This window comes from Acuticoccus mangrovi (assembly GCF_016411865.1).
Classification (GTDB): domain Bacteria; phylum Pseudomonadota; class Alphaproteobacteria; order Rhizobiales; family Amorphaceae; genus Acuticoccus; species Acuticoccus mangrovi.
On the sequence record NZ_JAEKJA010000003.1, the window covers coordinates 99879 to 116520 of the forward strand.

A 16642-nucleotide genomic window follows, 5' to 3' on the forward strand; every position below is an offset into this window, starting at 1 on the left:
GGGCGCTTTCAAAGTCCGGCAAGCGCCGGGTCGTTCTTAGAAACTCTCCCGCAGCCAGCGCCCCATGCGGGCGAGGTAGCCCGATGAGCCGGAGGCCTCGAAGAGGCTCGCCGGAGCAAGCTGCGGGTAGATCAACAAGCCGATGACGGCCGAGAAGGCCGAGCCGCGCGCGGCGATCGGCAGCCCCTTGACGCCGAGCGGCCGCCCCAGTCGGACCGGCCGCCCGAAGACGGTGCGGGCGACGTCGGTCAGCCCGGTGAGCTGGCTCCCTCCGCCCGTCATCACCACGCGCCGCCCGATCCGCCCGGCAAAGCCGGACGCCACGAGACGGTCGCGGATCAGCTCCAGAATCTCGTCCGCCCGCGGGCGGATGATCTGGTTGAGGGTCAGCCGCGGAATGGCCTGCGGCGCCGAGCCGTCCTCCTCCCCGATGGGGTGGATCGTGAGGGTGTCGCGCTCGTCGCGGCTCGCCGCGATCGCCGATCCCTGCAGCGTCTTCAGCCGCTCCGCCTCCTCGATCCGGATCGAGAGGCAGTGGGCGATGTCCATGGTGACGTGATGGCCACCGATGGCGATCGCGTCGACGTGGACGAGATTGCCGTCGGCGAAGATTGCGATCGAGGACGTGCCGCCGCCGATGTCGACGCACACCGCGCCGAGCTCGCCCTCGTCGTCGACGAGCGAGGCGAGACCCGAGGCGTAGGGCGTCGCCACCACGCCGTCGACATCGAGATGGCAGCGGTTGATCACGAGAGCGAGGTTGTCCTGTGCCGAGCGATCCGCCGTCACGAGGTTCACATCGACGCCCAACGTGTCGCCGACCATACCGCGCGGATCGCGGATGCCGTCCTGACCGTCGAGGGAGTAGCCGATGGGGAGCGCGTGCAAGGCTGTTCGCCCGTCCTTGATCTGGTGACGACCCGAGGCGGCAAGCACTCGCTTGATGTCCGCCTCTCTGACCGTCCCGGTGTCGAGATCGACCTTGGCGCCGAAAGCTTCGGAAGAAAGGCGCCCCGATGTCTGAGTGACGATAAGCGATTCGACCGTCACGCCAGCCATTTGCTCGGCGGCATCCACGGCTCTCCTGATCGCGCCCTCGGCCTTGTCGAGGTCGATGATCGCTCCCGACTTCACGCCACGCGACTGCTGGCAGCCGAAACCGATCACCTCGATGGAGTGGGTGCGGCCGGACAGAAGCTCCGCCTCTGTGCCGGGCTTCAGGCGTGCGATGAGGCAGGCGACCTTGGAGGTGCCGACGTCGAGCACGCACACCGTGGACGACCGGCTGGGCGCCACGTGGCACCGGCTCTGATCGACGCGGCGGGGGAGTTCGATGATGTTCATTGCTGCGCCTCCGCGATGGCGAGGGCGAGCGGGTCTAGGCCCGATGCGGCGATGGTGGCGGCGAGTGGGTCGAACGGCTCGGACGGTCCCTGCGGCAGGTTGTCGATGGGATCGAGCCCTTCGGCCGCGTTGCCGTCGACGTCGAGCTGCACCGTGGTGCGGTCGACGAGACGCATGTCGATGACGATCGGCCCGGCGGCGAGAAGCGCGCCCTGAGCCTCGAGATCCTCGAGGCGCGACAACGCCCTCGACGCGTCCTTCTCGGGCAGCCGCACCGTCGCGCCGTTGGCGAGGCGCAGGTCCCAGCGCCGGTCGTTCACGAGCACCGCGGCGACGGTCCGCGCGTCGATGCCCGGATGCGCTTCGAGCAGCGTGCGGGCCTCGTCCACCCGCTCGTTGGCGCCGCTGCCGGCGACGAGCGGAAGATTGCGATAGGCGAACGGCACCTCGTCGGTCAGCACCGAGCCGTCCTTGGCGATCACCATCTCGGTTCCGTCGATCTGCCAGCGCGCGAAGGCCTCCGCCTCCTCGATCTCGACGTCGAGTGTGCCGGGCAGGATCTTGCGCACCGTCGCTTTGGTCACCCACGGCAGCGCTTCGAGCCGCTGCCGCGTCTCGCGGGCGTCCACGGTGAGGAGCGAGGCCGAGGGATCGAGCCCCACCGAGGCGACGATGGCGCTGTCCGAGGTCTCCTTCTGGCCGGTCAACTTCACGTAGCGCACCTGAAAGCCGCTGGCCCGGCCCACCACGTCGATCACCGCGGACGGGTCGTCGGAATAGGCGAGCCCCGCTCCGCCGGAGCCCAGCAGCACGACGAGCGCCAGGATCCGCCCGGGCATCGGGCCGGCGAACCGCGCATCAGGATGGCGCCGGCTCGGCGTCACCGACCGCAACTGGCGTCCTCCACCAGTGCGCTCACCAGGGCGTCGAACCCCATCCCCGCGTGCGCGGCCATTTCCGGCACCAGGGAGGTTTCGGTCATACCCGGCTGAGTATTCACTTCGAGACACACGAGTTCGTCTTTCTCGGGGTCATATCGGAAGTCTGCTCGCGAAACACCGCGACACCCCAACGCGCGATGAGCATCCAGGGTGAACTGTTGAATATTCTGGTAAATATTCGGTTTAAGGGGGGCGGGAAGGACGTGCTTCGACCCCCCCGGGGCGTACTTCGCGTCGTAGCCGTAAAACGACCCGGAAACGGGGAGGATATCGATGATGTCCCACACCGTGTCGCCGAACGCGGCACAGGTCAGCTCCTTGCCTGCGACATAGCGCTCGGCCATCACGACGTCGCCGTAGGCCCAATCGGGGGCGGCGAGTGATTCGGGCGGGCGATTGGCCCCTTCGGGCACGATCACCACGCCGAAGGAGGAACCCTCCGTCACCGGCTTCACCACGTAAGGTGGCTCCAGCGCGTGGCGCTTGGCCGCCTCGAAGCGGTTGCAGATGACGTGCTCGGCCACCGGCACGCCGGCCCGCGCGAGCACCGCCTTCGCCCGGTCCTTGTTCATGGCGAGCGCCGAGGCGAGGATCCCCGAGTGAGTGTAGGGGATCTTGAGAAACTCCAGGATGCCCTGGACCGAGCCGTCCTCACCGAAAGGACCGTGCAGCGAATTGAAGGCGACGTCCGGCTTGATCCGCTTCAATTCCTCCACGAGGTCGAAGCCGACATCGATGCGCGTCACCTCATAGCCGGCGCGCTCGAGCCCCGCGGCGCACGCCGTGCCGGACATCAGGCTCACCGGCCGCTCGGCGGACATGCCGCCCATCAGAACCGCGACGTGCGTCATAGAGCCTCCATGAAAGGGGGGACGGGGTCGCCCGCCGGCACACCGATGCGCTTGATTTCCCAGTCGAGCGCCACGCCGGACGTGGCCTTGACGCGGCCGCGCACGGTCTCGCCGAGCCGCTCCAGATCGTCGGCGGTGGCCTCGCCGAGGTTGAGCATGAAGTTGCAGTGGAGCTCCGACATCTGCGCGCCGCCCACCGTGAGGCCGCGGCAACCCGCCGCGTCGATGAGCTGCCACGCCTTCTCCCCCGGCGGGTTCTTGAAGGTCGAGCCGCCGGTGCGGGACTTGATCGGCTGCGTTTCCTCCCGCTTGGAGGTGATCTCGTCCATCGCGGCGAGAATCTCGGCACGATCGCCCGGCTCGCCCGCGTAGGTCGCCTCGGTGAAGACGAGATCGTCGGGCGCCGTGGAATGGCGGTAGGTGTAGCCGAAGTCGGCGTTCTGGAGCACGTGGACCCTGCCCTTGCGGTCGACGGCCCGCGCCGAGACGAGGCGGTCCTTGGTCTCGGTGCCGTAGGCGCCGGCGTTCATGCGCAGCGCGCCGCCGATGGCACCCGGAATGCCGCGGTAGAAGGCGAGCCCGGCGATGCCGGCATCGGCCGCCGCGCGCGCGGCCTTCACGTCGGGAAGCGCCGCGCCCACGGTGAGCCGCATCCCTTCGGCGCGCGCGCCCGCAAACCCCTTCGGCGACAGGCGGATCACGGCGCCCTCGACGCCCCCGTCGCGCACCAGGAGATTGGAGGCGAGGCCGATCGTGAGCACCGGCACCTCCTGCGGCAGCGCGGCGAGGAAGGCGCAGAGATCCGCCTCGTCGGCCGGCGTGAACAGAAGCTGCGCCGGCCCGCCCACGCGAAACCAGGTGATGTCGGCGAGCGGCCGGTTCGGCTCGAGCCGCCCGCGAATCCCGGCTCCGGCGAGGAGCGGCGTGAGATCCTCGAACGTCACGCCGCGAGCTCCCCCGGCAGCGCCGCCGCCCACTGCGTGATGGAGCCCGCCCCGAGGCAGATCACCATGTCGCCCGGCTGCGCGTGCGCCTTGATGATGCCCGCGAGCGCCTCGCGACCCTCGAGCGGCACGGCGTGACGGTGACCGCGCACGGAAAGGCCGGTGACGAGCGAATCCCGGTCGGCGCCCTCGATGGGCGATTCGCCGGCGGGATAGACATCGGCGACCACCACGAGGTCGGCGTCGTTGAAGCACAGGCAGAAGTCGTCGAAGAGGCTCTTCAGGCGCGAATATCGATGCGGCTGGACGACGGCGATCACCTTGCCCTTCGCCGCCTGCCGTGCGGCCGCGAGCACCGCGCGGATCTCCACCGGATGGTGGCCGTAGTCGTCGAAGACTGCGACGCCGTTCCAATCGCCCACGTGGGTGAAGCGCCGCTTCACCCCGCGGAAGGCGTCGAGGCCGCGCCGGATGGCGTCGGCGTCGATGCCGAGCCGGTCGGCGACGGCGATCGCGGCGGTGGCGTTCGACACGTTGTGAATGCCCGGCATCGGCAGGGTGAGGCCGTCGATGCGCCGCTCCTCGCCCGTCACGCGATCGGTGATCGACACGGCGAAGTTGGTGCGCGGCCCCGGCTCGACGTCGACATAGCGCACGTCGGCCTGCGGGTTGGCCCCGTAGGTGATGATGCGGCGATCCTCGATGCGGCCGACCATCGCCTGCACCTCCGGATGGTCGAGGCACATCACCGCGAAGCCGTAGAAGGGCACGTTCTCGACGAACTGGCGGAAGGCGGCGCGCACCCCGTCGAAGGTGCCGTAGTGGTCGAGATGCTCGGGATCGATGTTCGTCACGATGGCGATGTCGGCGGGCAGCTTGACGAAGGTGCCGTCGCTCTCGTCCGCCTCGGCGACCAGCCAGTCGCCCTCGCCGAGCCGGGCGTTGGTGCCGTAGGCGTTGATGATGCCGCCGTTGATCACGGTGGGGTCGAGGCCGCCCGCCTCGAGCAGCGTCGCCACCAGCGAGGTGGTGGTGGTCTTGCCGTGGGTGCCGCCGACGGCGATCGCCTGCTTGAGGCGCATCAGCTCGGCGAGCATCTCGGCCCGCCGCACCACCGGCAGGAGGCGGGCGCGGGCCGCCATCAGCTCCGGATTGTCGCGCTTCACCGCCGAGGAGACGACGATGACGGTCGCCCCCTCGATATTCTGCGCGGCGTGGCCGATCGCGACGTCGATCCCCTTCTCGCGCAGCCGCGCCACGTTGGCGTTCTCGGCGATGTCGGAGCCCTGGACGGTGTAGCCGAGATTGTGGAGCACCTCGGCGATGCCCGACATGCCGATGCCACCGATCCCGACGAAGTGGATCGGCCCGATGGCCGTCGTCATCTTGAGGGGGGCGATCATCGCGGGCTCCTTTGGGCGACCCCTTCGCAGAGATCGGCGAGACGTTCGGCGGCATCGGGCTGGGCGAGGCCCTTCGCGGCCTCCGCGGCGGCGGCGAGCGCTTCCGGCGCCAGCATGGCGGTTCCGACCTCGTGGGCGAGGCGCTCGGGCGAGAGCACGCCCTGGTCGAGCCGCTTCGCCCCGCCGAGCGCGGCCATGGCGGAGGCGTTGTAGGCCTGATCCTGGTCGATCGCGCCGGGCAGCGGCACGAGCAGCGCCGGCCGCCCGATGATCGAGAGCTCGGCCACCGTGGACGCACCGGAGCGGGCGATCACCAGATGCGCCGCCGCCATCCGCGCCGGCAGATCCGCGAAGAATGGCGCGAGGTCCGCCGCGATCCCGGCCGCCTCGTAGGCGGCGCGCACCCGCTCCATGTCCTCCGGCCGGCACTGCTGGGTGACGCGCAGCCGGCCGCGCAGCTCCGCGTTGAGCTTGCCGAGCGCCGGCGGCACGATGTCGGCGAAGGCGCGCGCGCCCTGGCTGCCGCCGAAGACGAGAAGGCGGAACTCGTCGATCGACGGCGAATAGGGCGCGGCCGCCGCCCGCACCGCCTCGCGCACGGGAATGCCGACATGGGTCTGCGCGCCCTCGGGCAGGCCCTTCACCTGCGGAAAACTCGTCGCGACGTGGGCGAAGCGGGCGAGGAGGCGGTTCGCCCGGCCGGCCACCGCGTTCGCCTCGTGCACGATCACCGGCACGCCCTTGGAGCGGGCGGCGAAGAGGGGCGGCAGCGTCGGATAGCCGCCGAAGCCCACGGCGACGGTCGGCTTCTCGGACGCCACGATCGCCCGCGAGCGCAGGAAGCCCGACGCCAGCGCCTTGGCGAGGCGGGCGAGAGCCGCCGGGCTCCTGCCGCGCACCGTGTCGGACGCGACCATGTGAACGCGGGCGGGAAAGGTCTCCACGTAGGGCGCGGCGCGATGGTCGGTCACGAGGGTCACCTCGTGGCCGCGCGCCGCGAGGACGCTCGCGAGCGCCTGGGCCGGGAAGAGATGCCCCCCCGTTCCGCCGGCGGCGAGCAGCGCGCGCATCACGCAAAGGCCTCGCGCATCGATCGCTCCGTGGTGAAGCGCACCGGCCGCGGCCGGCGACGGGCGAGCGCCAGCGCCAGCCCCATCTCCAGCGCGACCGCCATCAGCGAGGAGCCGCCATAGGAGATGAAGGGCAGCGTCATGCCCTTGGCCGGCATCAGCTGCAGGTTCACCGCCATGTTGATGGCGGCCTGCCCGCCGAAAAGGAGCATCAGCCCCGACAGCGCCAGGCGCACGAAGGGATCGGGCTCCTTGAAGGCGTGCATCAGCCCGCGCAGCACCACCACCGCGAAGAGGAGCACCAGGAGGCCGCAGGCGAGAATGCCGAACTCCTCCGCCGTCACGGCGAACACGAAGTCGGTGTGGCTGTCCGGCAGGCGGCGCTTGATGATGCCCTCGCCCGGGCCCTCGCCGAACCAGCCGCCGCGGATGAAGGATTCGATCGAGCGGTTGATCTGGTAGTTTTTGTCCGACGAGGGATCGAGGAAGGCGTTGAAGCGCGCCGTGACGTGCGGCAGGTAGAGATAGGCCGACACGATGCCGCCGAAGCCCAGTCCTCCGAGCGCGAACACCCAGCGCCACTGGAGCCCGGCGAGGAAGATCATCGCGCTCCACACGATGGCGATCAGCATCGCCTGACCGAAGTCGGGCTGGGCGATCAGCGGCGCGATGACCATCGCCAGCAGGAAGACGGCGAGCAGCCGCCCCGGAAGATCCGCCCGCTTGGAACCCTCCGCGAACAGGAAGGCGGTGAGGATCACGAAGGCCGGCTTGACGAACTCCGCCGGCTGCACCGTGAGCCCGGCGATCTGGATCCAGCGGCGCGACCCCTTCACCTCCACGCCCATGAAGAGCGTCACGATGATGCCCACGAGCGCGACGGCGAAGATGACGAGCGCCACGCGCCGCACCTGCCGCGGGCTGAGGAAGGAGAAGGTGATGAGGGCGATCACCGCCGGAACCGCGAACATCGCGTGGCGGATGACGAAGTGATAGCTGCCGACGCCGAGCTTCTCGGCGACCGGCGGCGACGCCGCCAGCGACAGGAGTACACCGAGTGCGATCAGCGACAGGAGCGCTCCGAGGAGAACCCGGTCGACCGTCCACCACCATTGGGCGAAGGCGCGTTCGTCGGCGCGGCTGACCATCAGGCGTCCTCCCCTTTGTGCAAATGCTCGGTGACGAGGGCACGGAAGCGGTCACCGCGCGCCTCGAAAGAGCGGAACTGATCGAACGAGGCGCAGGCGGGCGACAGGAGCACCACGCCGTGGTCGGCCGCCGCGCCCGCGGCCGCGGCATCGAGCGCCGCCTCGAGCGTGCCCGACATCGTGAACGGCACGCGCCCCTCGAGCGTCTCGGCAAAGGCCGGCGCCGCCTCGCCGATGAGATAGGCGTGGGAGATGCGGCCGAAGAGGTCGGCGAGCCCGGTGATGCCGCCGGCCTTCGCCAGCCCGCCGGCGATCCAGTGCACCTTGTCGAAGCTCTTGAGGGCCTGACGGGCCGATTCCGCGTTGGTCGCCTTGGAGTCGTTGACGAAGATCACCGCCCCGTCGCGCCCCACCTCCTCCATGCGGTGGGCGAGGCCCGGGAAGGTGGCGAGGTGGCTCGCCGCATCCTCGGCGGTGTGGCCGAGCGCCATCGCCATCGCGACGGCCGCCGCCGCGTTCTGCGCGTTGTGGCTGCCGCGCAGCGAGGGAATGCCGTCGAGCCGGCCGACGGCCCGCGTCGCCCCGTTCTCCGCCGCGAAGAGCACGCCTCCGACGGCGCCGACGCCCGCCCCCGCAAGCGCCGCGAGCTCCGCCTCGGCGTCGAACACGCCGACGCGGCGCACCGGCTTGCCGGCCGCCGACAGGCGGTCGGCGACGGCGGCGGTGTCGGCATCGTCGACGCCGATCACCGCCTGGCGGCTACGCGCCACGAGACCTGCCTTGATGGTCGCATAGCGCTCGAAGGTGCCGTGGCGGTCGATGTGGTCGGGCGACAGGTTGAGGAGCGCCCCCACCTCCGCCGTCAGCTCGGGGGCGAGGTCGATCTGATAGGAGGAGCACTCCACCACCGCGACGCCCGGCACCGGGTCGAGGTCGAGCACGGGGCGGCCGATGTTGCCCCCCACCTGCGCCTTCTCGCCCAGCGCGGCGAGGAGGTGGCCGAGCAGCGCCGTGGTGGTGGACTTGCCGTTGGTGCCGGTGATCGCGGCGAGACGCAGCCCCGGAATCCGCGCGCGGCGCTCCGCATCGAAGAGGGCGACGTCGCCCGTCACCGGCACGCCGGCCTTGCGCGCCCGCTCCACGCTCCAATGCGGCGCCGGATGGGTGAGCGGCACGCCGGGCGACAGCACCAACGCCGCGAAGGCGGAGAAGTCGGCGACCCGCAGGTCGCCCGTCGGCACCCCCGCGCGGTCGGCTTCGGCGACGCGCTCGCGGTTGTCGTCGTAGGCGACGATCCGCGCGCCACCCGCCGCCAGAGCGTGCGCCGAGACAAGGCCCGACCCGCCGAGGCCGAACACCGCCACGTTTTTTCCGGAGAGGCTTTCGACCGCGATCATCTGAGCTTCAGCGTGGAAAGGCCGACGAGGGCGAGCACGAAGGCGATGATCCAGAAGCGGATCACCACCTGCGGCTCGGTCCAGCCGAGCTGTTCGAAGTGATGGTGGATGGGCGCCATCTTGAAGACGCGCTTGCCGGTGAGCTTGTAGGAGCCGACCTGGATGATCACGGACACGGCCTCGAGCACGAAGAGGCCGCCGATGATCGCCAGCACGATCTCGTGCTTAGTGGCGACGGCAATGGCGCCGATCATGCCGCCGAGCGCCAGCGAGCCCGTGTCGCCCATGAAGATCGCCGCCGGCGGCGCGTTGAACCACAGGAAGCCGAGGCCGCAGCCGATCACCGCGCCACAGATCACCGCGATCTCGCCGGTGCCCACCACGTTGTGGATCTGCAGATAGTCGGCGAACACGGCGTTGCCCGAGAGGTAGGCGATGAGGCCGAACGAGCCGGAGGCGATCATCACCGGCACGATGGCGAGACCGTCGAGCCCGTCGGTGAGGTTCACCGCGTTGCCCGCGCCGACGATGACGAAGGCGCCGAAGATCGGGAAGAACAGGCCGAGGTTGAAGAAGAGGTCCTTGAAGAAGGGGACCGTCAGCACCGATTCCAGCTCGGGGCTCTCGAGCAGCATGAAGGCGACGCAGGCGATCATCGCGATCACCGCCTCGATGGCGAGCCGCATGCGGCCGGAGAAGCCGCCGTGGGTCGCCCGCTTCACCTTCAGATAGTCGTCGTAGAAGCCGATGGCGCCGAAGCCCAGCGTGACGAACAGCACGAGCCACACGTAGAGATTGCCGAGATCGGCCCACAGCAGCGTCGCGATGAGAAGGCCCGAGAGGATCATCAGGCCGCCCATCGTGGGGGTGCCGCGCTTGGTGAGAAGGTGGCTCGCCGGCCCGTCCTCCCGGATCGGCTGGCCCTTGCCCTGCCGCACCCGCAGCGAGCGGATGATCGCGGGGCCGAACAGGAAGGTCACGAACAGCGCCGTGATGAGGGCGCCGCCAGTGCGGAAGGTGATGTAGCGGAAGACGTTGAGCGGCGAGAACTCGCCCGCGAAGGAGGCGAGATATTCAAACATCGGCGCGGTCCAGTCCGTAGCGGGTTTCGATCGCCTCCACCACGGCGGAGAGGCCCATGGCCTTCGACGCCTTGACGAGCACCACGTCACCCACCTCGATCGGGTCGAGGTGCTCGATGAGCTCGGCTGCCGTGTCGGCGTGATGGCCGCGCAGCTCGAAGGGGAGCGCATCGCGCAGGTGCTTCGTCATGGTTCCTACGGTGTGGACGATTCGCGTGTCGGCATCGACGAGGAGCGGCGCCAGTCCACGGTGAAGATCCTCGGCGGTCGGCCCGAGCTCGAGCATGTCGCCGAGAATGGCGATGCGGCGCGTCGCCGGCACCTTGGCGAAGGTGGCGATCGCCGCGGCCATCGCGGCGGGATTGGCGTTGAAGGCGTCGTCGAGGAGGAGAGCGTCGCCGCCGCCGGGGCGAAGCCGGACCTGCCGCCCCCTCCCCTTCGGCGCGCGCCAGGCGGCGAGCGCCGCCGCACCCTCCGGAATGTCGAAGCCGGCGATGTAGAGCGCGGCGATCACCGCGAGCGAGTTCTTCGCCACGTGCAGGCCGGGCTCGGCGAGGCGATAGTCGAGGTGGGTGCCGAACACGTCGGCGACGACGCCGCCGGCATCGTGGGAGAGGAGGCGCACGTCGGCGTCCTCCCCCGTGCCGAAGGTGACGATGTGAGCGCCCACCGCCTTCGCCGCCGCCATCAGCCGGCCGATGTGCGCGTTGTCGGCCGGCAGGATCGCCGTGCCGTCGGGCTCGAGACCCTCGAAGATCTCCGCCTTCGCGTCGGCGATCGCGGCCACGCTGTCGAAAAACTCCAGATGCGCCGCCTCCACGGTGGTGATCACCGCGATGGTGGGGCGGACCATCTTCGTCAGCGGGCGGATCTCGCCGGCGTGGTTCATGCCGATCTCGAACACCGCCGCCTCGGCGCTCGCCGGCGTGCGGGCGAGGCTGAGGGGGACGCCCCAATGGTTGTTGTAGGAGGCGGCCGAGGCGTGCACCGATCCGGCGACGCCGAAGGCGAGGCGCATCATCTCCTTGGTGCCGGTCTTGCCCGCCGACCCGGTGACGGCGATCACCGGCACGTGGTGGGGAAGGCGTCCGCGCGCGGCGACGCCGACCGCCTCGAGCGCCTGCAACACGTCGGCGACGCCGAGGGCGCGTTCCGCCTCGCCCTCGGACACCACGGCGACCGCGGCGCCCTTTTCGAGCGCGTCCGGCACGAAGCGGTGGCCGTCCATCGAAACGCCCTTGATGGCGAAGAAGGCGTCGCCGGGCTGCAGGGTGCGCGTGTCGATCGACATGCCCGTGACGGGCGTGTCCGGATCGGCGCCGACGAGTTCGCCGCCGGTGATGGCCGCGAGCTCGGAGAGGGTCCACAATGTGTCAGTCATAGCGAGGCCAAGGCCTCCAAGACGGCTGAACGGTCGCTGAAGGGCAGCACCGTGTCGCCGACGATCTGCCCCTCCTCGTGACCCTTTCCGGCCACCACCAGCGCGTCGCCCGGGCGCAGCATGGCGACGGCCTGCCGGATCGCGGTGGCCCGGTCGCCGATCTCCACCGCGCGCGGGGCGGCGGCGAGGATCGCCTTGCGGATCGTCGCCGGATCCTCCGAGCGCGGGTTGTCGTCGGTGACGATCACCACGTCGGCGATGTCGGCGGCGGCCTTGCCCATGAGCGGGCGCTTGCCGTGATCGCGGTCGCCGCCGGCGCCGATCACCACCACCAGGCGGCCCTTGACCCCCGGCCGCACCGCGCTGAGCGCCGCGGTGACGGCCTCCGGTTTGTGGGCATAGTCGACGAACACCGGCGCTCCGGCGGCCCGTCCGACGAGCTCCAGCCGCCCCGGCGCGCCGATGAGGTCGTTGAGCGCCCGGATCGCGTCGGCCGACGAGATGCCCGCCACCATGGCGAGGCCGGCGGCGATGAGGGCGTTGTCGATCTGAAAATCGCCGATGAGGGGAAGGTGGACGCGGTGGGGCGCACCGGCGACCTCCACCACGAGGCGGGCGCCGTCGGCGGCGCGCTCCGCCTCCACGAGCCGCAAGAGGTCGCCGTGCGGCCCGACGGTGCGCGCCCCCGGCACCGCGGCGAGCACCGCCGCCCCGCCGGGCGCATCGGGGTTCACCACCGTGCGGGAGGCGTCGGGCTGCAGCGTGCGGAAGAGGCGGAGCTTTGCTTCGAGATAGGCCTCCGGCGTCGGATGATAGTCCATGTGGTCGCGGCCGATGTTGGTGAAGGCCGCCGCGGCGAGGTGCACCCCGTCGAGCCGGCGCTGGTCGAGGCCGTGGCTCGACGCCTCGAGCGCGACGTGGGTCACCCCGCGCCCGGCGAGATCGGCGAGGCGCTGGTGGAGGGCGACGGGATCGGGCGTGGTGAGCCCGCCGGGCACCCTCACCGCCCCTTCCACGCCGAGAGTGCCGACGCTGACCGCCGTCTTGCCGGCGGCGGCGAAGATCTGCCGGGTGAACTCGGCGACCGATGTCTTCCCGGCCGTCCCCGTGACGGCAACGATGGTCTCCGGCTGCGCTCCCGCGAGCTCGGCCGCCATCAGCGCGAGGCGGCGGCGCGGGTCCTCCTCGCGCAGGATCACGGGCGCCTCGATGGCGGTGTCCTCGTCCGCCAGCACCGCCACCGCCCCCTTGCGCAGCGCCTCCTTGACGAAGGCGGCACCGTCGGCCCGCGCGCCCTTGAGGGCGGCGAACACCATGCCGGGCCGCACCTTTCGGCTGTCGGCGGTCACCCCGGTCACGTCGAGGTCGGGCGCCGGCACGGGCCGATCGGGGACGAGGTCGGCGAGGCGCATCATTCGTCCTGATACGCCACGGTGATGGCGCGCTCCACGGCGTCGTCGTTCTCGAAGCGCGGCGTCTTGATCAGCATCGGACCGACGCGGCTGATGACGTTGGCGACCGTCGGCGCGGCGTTGTAGCCGGCGGTGGCGTAGGGCTTGCCCTCTTCGGGCTTCGGCTCGTCGATCACGATGAGAACCACATATTGCGGATCGTCGATCGGAAAGGCGGCGAGGAAGGAGTTGATGCGCTTGCTCTCCGAGTAGCCGCCCTTCACCGCCTTCTCGGCCGTGCCGGTCTTGCCGCCCACGTTGTAGCCCGGCACGCGGGCGTTGCGGCCCGACCCGTCGGTGCCGTTGAAGAGCATCAGCTCGCGCATCATCGCCGACGTCTGCGGGCTGATCACGCGGCGGCCGATGGTCATCATCTCCGCTTCCGAGCGCGGATAGAAGGTCGGCGGGGCGTAGATGCCGCCGTTCACCATCGCCGCGCCGGCCACCGCCACGTGCATCGGCGTCACCGAGATGCCGTGACCGAAGGCGACGGTGGCCGCCGTCACGTCGGGCCAGCTCTTCTGCACCAGCGGACGCGCCGTCTCGGGAAGCTCGGTCTCGATCCGGTCGAACATGCCGAACGACTTGAGATAGGCCTTCTGCCGCTTCGCCCCCACGGCGAGCGCGATCTTGGCGCTGCCGATGTTGGAGGAGTGCTGGAACACCTCCTTCACCGTGAGCCAGCGGTGGGTGGCGTGGAAGTCGTGGATGGTGAAGCGGCCGATCTTCAGCGGATAGCGGGCGTCGATCGGCGTGTTGAGCGTCACGACGCCAGAATCGAGACCCATGGCGAGGGTGAACGTCTTGAACACCGAGCCGAGCTCGTAGACGCCGGCCGTCGCCCGATTGAGGCGGTTCGGATCGAGCGCCTCGGCCGGGTTGTTGGGGTTGTAGTCGGGCAGCGAGCTCATCGCCACGACCTCCATCGTGCGCGCATCGAGCACGATGCCGACGGCCGCGAGCGCCCGGTAGCGCTCGAGGGCACGCGACAGCTCGTCCCGCACCGCATGCTGCACGCGCAGGTCGATCGAGAGCCGCACCGGGGCGAGCGAGCGCCCCTTGCGGGCAAGGCCCACGGCCTGGAGAGCGCCGAGACCGCCGCCGTCGATGGTCTTCTCCATGCCGGCGATGCCCGCATTGTCGATGTCGGTGTGGCCCACGATGTGTCCCACCGAAGGGCCGCCCGGATAGAAGCGCCGCGTCTCGGAGAGGAAGCCCACGCCCGGGATACCGAGATCGTGCACCTTCTCGCGCAGGCGGGACGGGATCTCCCGCTTCAGCCACACGAAGCCGCGGTCGCCGGAGAGATCGCGCCGCAGCGTCGCGACGTCGATGTCGGGCAGCACGGAGGAGAGCTTCTCCACGGCCTCGTCGACGAGGCCGACATTGCGCGGCTCGGCATAGAGCGAGGCGGTGGCGAGGTCGGTCGCCAGCACCTCGCCGTTGCGGTCGACGATGTCGGGACGGGAGGCCTGCACCTCGTCCTGCGGGGTGACGTGATAGGCGTTGCGCGCCTCCGCCGGCGTCATGCCGAGCGAAACGAGGCGCCCCCCGATCAGGCCGAACAGGCCGACGCAGACGACGATGAGGAGAGCGATGCGCCCCTTCGCCCCCTGTTCTTCGCCCTGAGCCCTCCTCATTTCTTCCCCTCCTGCGCTTTGCGACGCGCGGCCGAGGCCACTTCCGTCACGCTCACGATCTGCTCCGCCGTAATCGGCTCCAGGCGCAGCACCTCGTTGTGCCGGGTCACCAGCGCCTGCAGGCGAGCCGGATGGTCGAGCGTGCTCCACTCCGCCAAAAGCTCGCTGATTCTTTGCTTCTCGGCCGCAATCTTTCGATTGAGTTCACTGATTGCGCGCGCATCGCGCTCGGCGTCCTTCTTCGTCATGAAGACGGCCGCGGCGCTCGATGTCGCCGCACACACGCTGATCACCAGCACGGCAAAACGCACGGGGCGCTTGATCATTCAGATCCCCCTCAGGCGAAGATTGGGCACGAAATCGGTCAAGGCAAAGGGGTGCGGCGCCACGCCGGTGCGGCGGGCGGCCCGCAGCTTCGCCGAGCGGGCGCGCGGGTTGGCGCGCGTCTCCGCCTCGCTCGGCGCCACCGCCTTGCGCTCGATATAGGTGAAGGACGGCTCCGGTCCGGCGGCGACCGGCAGGTGGCGCGACCCGCCCCCGGTGCTGGTGCGGTCGGCGAAGAAGCGCTTCACGATCCGATCCTCCAGGCTGTGGAAGGCGACCACCACGAGGCGACCGCCCTCGGCGAGCACGCGCTCGGCGGCGGCGAGGCCGCGGGCGAGCTCGCCGAGCTCGTCGTTCACCGCGATCCGCAGCGCCTGGAAGGTGCGCGTCGCCGGGTGGATGCCGTCGCGCGAGGCGCGCACGGTGCGCTCGCACAGCGCCGCGAGCTCGGCGGTGGTGGTGATGGGACGGGCGGCGACGATCGCTCGGGCGACGGCGCCGGCCCGACGCTCTTCGCCGTAGGTGCGCAGGAGGTGGGCAAGATCCGACACGTCGACGCGGTTGACGAGATCGGCGGCCGTCGGCCCCTCCCCGCCCATACGCATATCGAGCGGCCCGTCGAAGCGGAAGGAGAAGCCGCGGTCGGCCTCGTCGAGCTGGTAGCTCGACACGCCGACGTCGAGCACGACGCCTGCGACGTTGCGATGGCCGGCGGCCTCGGCAAGCTCGTCGAGATCGCCGAAGCGGCCCTCGCACACGGTGAGGCCCGGGGCCCGCTCGGCCATGGCGCGCGCCCGCTCGATCGCCGCCGGATCGCGGTCGATCGCGATCACCCCGGCGCCGGCGTCGAGGATCGCACGGCTATAGCCGCCGCCGCCGAACGTGCCGTCGATCACCACCTCGCCGGGCTGCGGCGCCAGCGCCGCCATCACCTCGGCCAGCATGACGGGCGCGTGGCCCGGTGCGGGTGGGGCGTTTCCCCATGCCGGACCATGGGTCATGCGCCATCTCCCGCCGAAACCTTGGCGCCGAGCACGCCGAAGGCCCGCTTCATGGCCTCCGCGCGGTGCGCGGCGAAGCGCGAGGGCTCCCAGATCTGAAACTTGTAGCCGAGGCCGACGAACGTCGCCGCGGTGGTGATACCGGTTTGCTCGAGGATCGATTCCGACAGCATCACGCGCCCCTCGCGGTCGAACTTCAGCTGCTCCGACATGCCGTAGAGGGCGGTGGAGATCATGTCGTGATCCATCGTCAGCGTGTCGAGGCCAGCGAGGCGCGCCCGGATTTCCTGCAGCAAATCATTGCCTCCAGCATCGATGGCCGGCGCATGGGGGGAAGGAAAGCAGTACAGCCCCTCGAACCCGTCGCGCGCCAATACGGAGCGGAAGGGCGCCGGGATCGACACGCGCCCCTTGGCGTCCAGCTTGTTCGTGAAGTGCGAGACGAACTCGTTCACCGCCAGCCCCCGCGCTGGTGGGAATCCACCCCGCCGTCAGGTCCCGCACCCCTCCGTAACGGGATGGCTTGGGATACCATGGGCCAGCATGGGCGTCAACGAACCGATTACCATGTTGTCATGGAAGCGACGCCCCTGTGGCCGGCTGGCACGGCGCACGAAAAACGCCGCCTCGCGGGACGAGGCGGCGTTCGGATGGGGTCTCGGACG

General features: G+C 70.3%; 15 protein-coding genes. All 15 read right to left on the reverse strand.

Annotated elements, in window-relative coordinates; translation table 11 throughout:
- Window positions 1–36: 36 nt before the first annotated feature.
- Genes ftsA through mraZ form a run of 15 tightly spaced genes read right to left on the reverse strand, consistent with a single transcriptional unit; the run spans window position 37 to window position 16432 of the window.
- Complete coding sequence (ftsA, locus tag JCR33_RS04500) at window positions 37–1344, reverse strand: cell division protein FtsA (protein ID WP_198880838.1); 1308 nt, start codon at window positions 1342–1344, stop codon at window positions 37–39.
- Window positions 1341–2228: a cell division protein FtsQ/DivIB gene (locus JCR33_RS04505; RefSeq protein WP_332461130.1), complete on the reverse strand. Its 888-nt coding sequence runs from the start codon at window positions 2226–2228 to the stop codon at window positions 1341–1343. Before JCR33_RS04505 ends, ftsA begins: the two co-directional genes overlap by 4 nt.
- The gene (locus tag JCR33_RS04510; protein ID WP_198880840.1) at window positions 2225–3136 is read right to left on the reverse strand and encodes a D-alanine--D-alanine ligase; all 912 of its coding nucleotides are present in this window, start codon (window positions 3134–3136) and stop codon (window positions 2225–2227) included. Before JCR33_RS04510 ends, JCR33_RS04505 begins: the two co-directional genes overlap by 4 nt.
- Window positions 3133–4080 (reverse strand): UDP-N-acetylmuramate dehydrogenase, encoded by a 948-nt coding sequence (gene murB / locus JCR33_RS04515; protein ID WP_198880841.1) that lies wholly within the window; start codon window positions 4078–4080, stop codon window positions 3133–3135. Before murB ends, JCR33_RS04510 begins: the two co-directional genes overlap by 4 nt.
- Window positions 4077–5483 carry a UDP-N-acetylmuramate--L-alanine ligase gene (gene murC / locus JCR33_RS04520; RefSeq protein ID WP_211110067.1) on the reverse strand — a complete coding sequence of 469 codons (1407 nt, stop codon included), beginning with the start codon at window positions 5481–5483 and terminating at the stop codon, window positions 4077–4079. The genes murB and murC overlap by 4 nt, the downstream gene beginning before the upstream one ends.
- The gene (gene murG / locus JCR33_RS04525) at window positions 5480–6553 is read right to left on the reverse strand and encodes an undecaprenyldiphospho-muramoylpentapeptide beta-N-acetylglucosaminyltransferase (protein WP_198881226.1); all 1074 of its coding nucleotides are present in this window, start codon (window positions 6551–6553) and stop codon (window positions 5480–5482) included. The genes murC and murG overlap by 4 nt, the downstream gene beginning before the upstream one ends.
- Entirely contained in the window at window positions 6553–7701 is a 1149-nt protein-coding gene (locus JCR33_RS04530; RefSeq protein ID WP_198880842.1) for an FtsW/RodA/SpoVE family cell cycle protein, read from the reverse strand. The genes murG and JCR33_RS04530 overlap by 1 nt, the downstream gene beginning before the upstream one ends.
- A complete protein-coding gene (gene murD, locus JCR33_RS04535) occupies window positions 7701–9098 on the reverse strand; it encodes a UDP-N-acetylmuramoyl-L-alanine--D-glutamate ligase (RefSeq protein WP_198880843.1) in 1398 nt (465 codons plus the stop codon). Before murD ends, JCR33_RS04530 begins: the two co-directional genes overlap by 1 nt.
- The gene (gene mraY, locus JCR33_RS04540) at window positions 9095–10180 is read right to left on the reverse strand and encodes a phospho-N-acetylmuramoyl-pentapeptide-transferase (RefSeq protein WP_198880844.1); all 1086 of its coding nucleotides are present in this window, start codon (window positions 10178–10180) and stop codon (window positions 9095–9097) included. Before mraY ends, murD begins: the two co-directional genes overlap by 4 nt.
- The gene (locus JCR33_RS04545; protein WP_198880845.1) at window positions 10173–11561 is read right to left on the reverse strand and encodes a UDP-N-acetylmuramoyl-tripeptide--D-alanyl-D-alanine ligase; all 1389 of its coding nucleotides are present in this window, start codon (window positions 11559–11561) and stop codon (window positions 10173–10175) included. Before JCR33_RS04545 ends, mraY begins: the two co-directional genes overlap by 8 nt.
- Window positions 11558–12973 carry a UDP-N-acetylmuramoyl-L-alanyl-D-glutamate--2,6-diaminopimelate ligase gene (locus JCR33_RS04550; protein WP_198880846.1) on the reverse strand — a complete coding sequence of 472 codons (1416 nt, stop codon included), beginning with the start codon at window positions 12971–12973 and terminating at the stop codon, window positions 11558–11560. Before JCR33_RS04550 ends, JCR33_RS04545 begins: the two co-directional genes overlap by 4 nt.
- Window positions 12973–14652, reverse strand: coding sequence for a peptidoglycan D,D-transpeptidase FtsI family protein (locus JCR33_RS04555; protein WP_198880847.1), 1680 nt, complete (start codon window positions 14650–14652; stop codon window positions 12973–12975). Before JCR33_RS04555 ends, JCR33_RS04550 begins: the two co-directional genes overlap by 1 nt.
- The gene (ftsL, locus tag JCR33_RS04560) at window positions 14649–14978 is read right to left on the reverse strand and encodes a cell division protein FtsL (RefSeq protein ID WP_198880848.1); all 330 of its coding nucleotides are present in this window, start codon (window positions 14976–14978) and stop codon (window positions 14649–14651) included. Before ftsL ends, JCR33_RS04555 begins: the two co-directional genes overlap by 4 nt.
- Complete coding sequence (rsmH, locus tag JCR33_RS04565) at window positions 14979–15977, reverse strand: 16S rRNA (cytosine(1402)-N(4))-methyltransferase RsmH (protein WP_198880849.1); 999 nt, start codon at window positions 15975–15977, stop codon at window positions 14979–14981.
- Window positions 15974–16432 carry a division/cell wall cluster transcriptional repressor MraZ gene (gene mraZ, locus JCR33_RS04570; RefSeq protein WP_198880850.1) on the reverse strand — a complete coding sequence of 153 codons (459 nt, stop codon included), beginning with the start codon at window positions 16430–16432 and terminating at the stop codon, window positions 15974–15976. Before mraZ ends, rsmH begins: the two co-directional genes overlap by 4 nt.
- Window positions 16433–16642 lie beyond the last annotated feature (210 nt).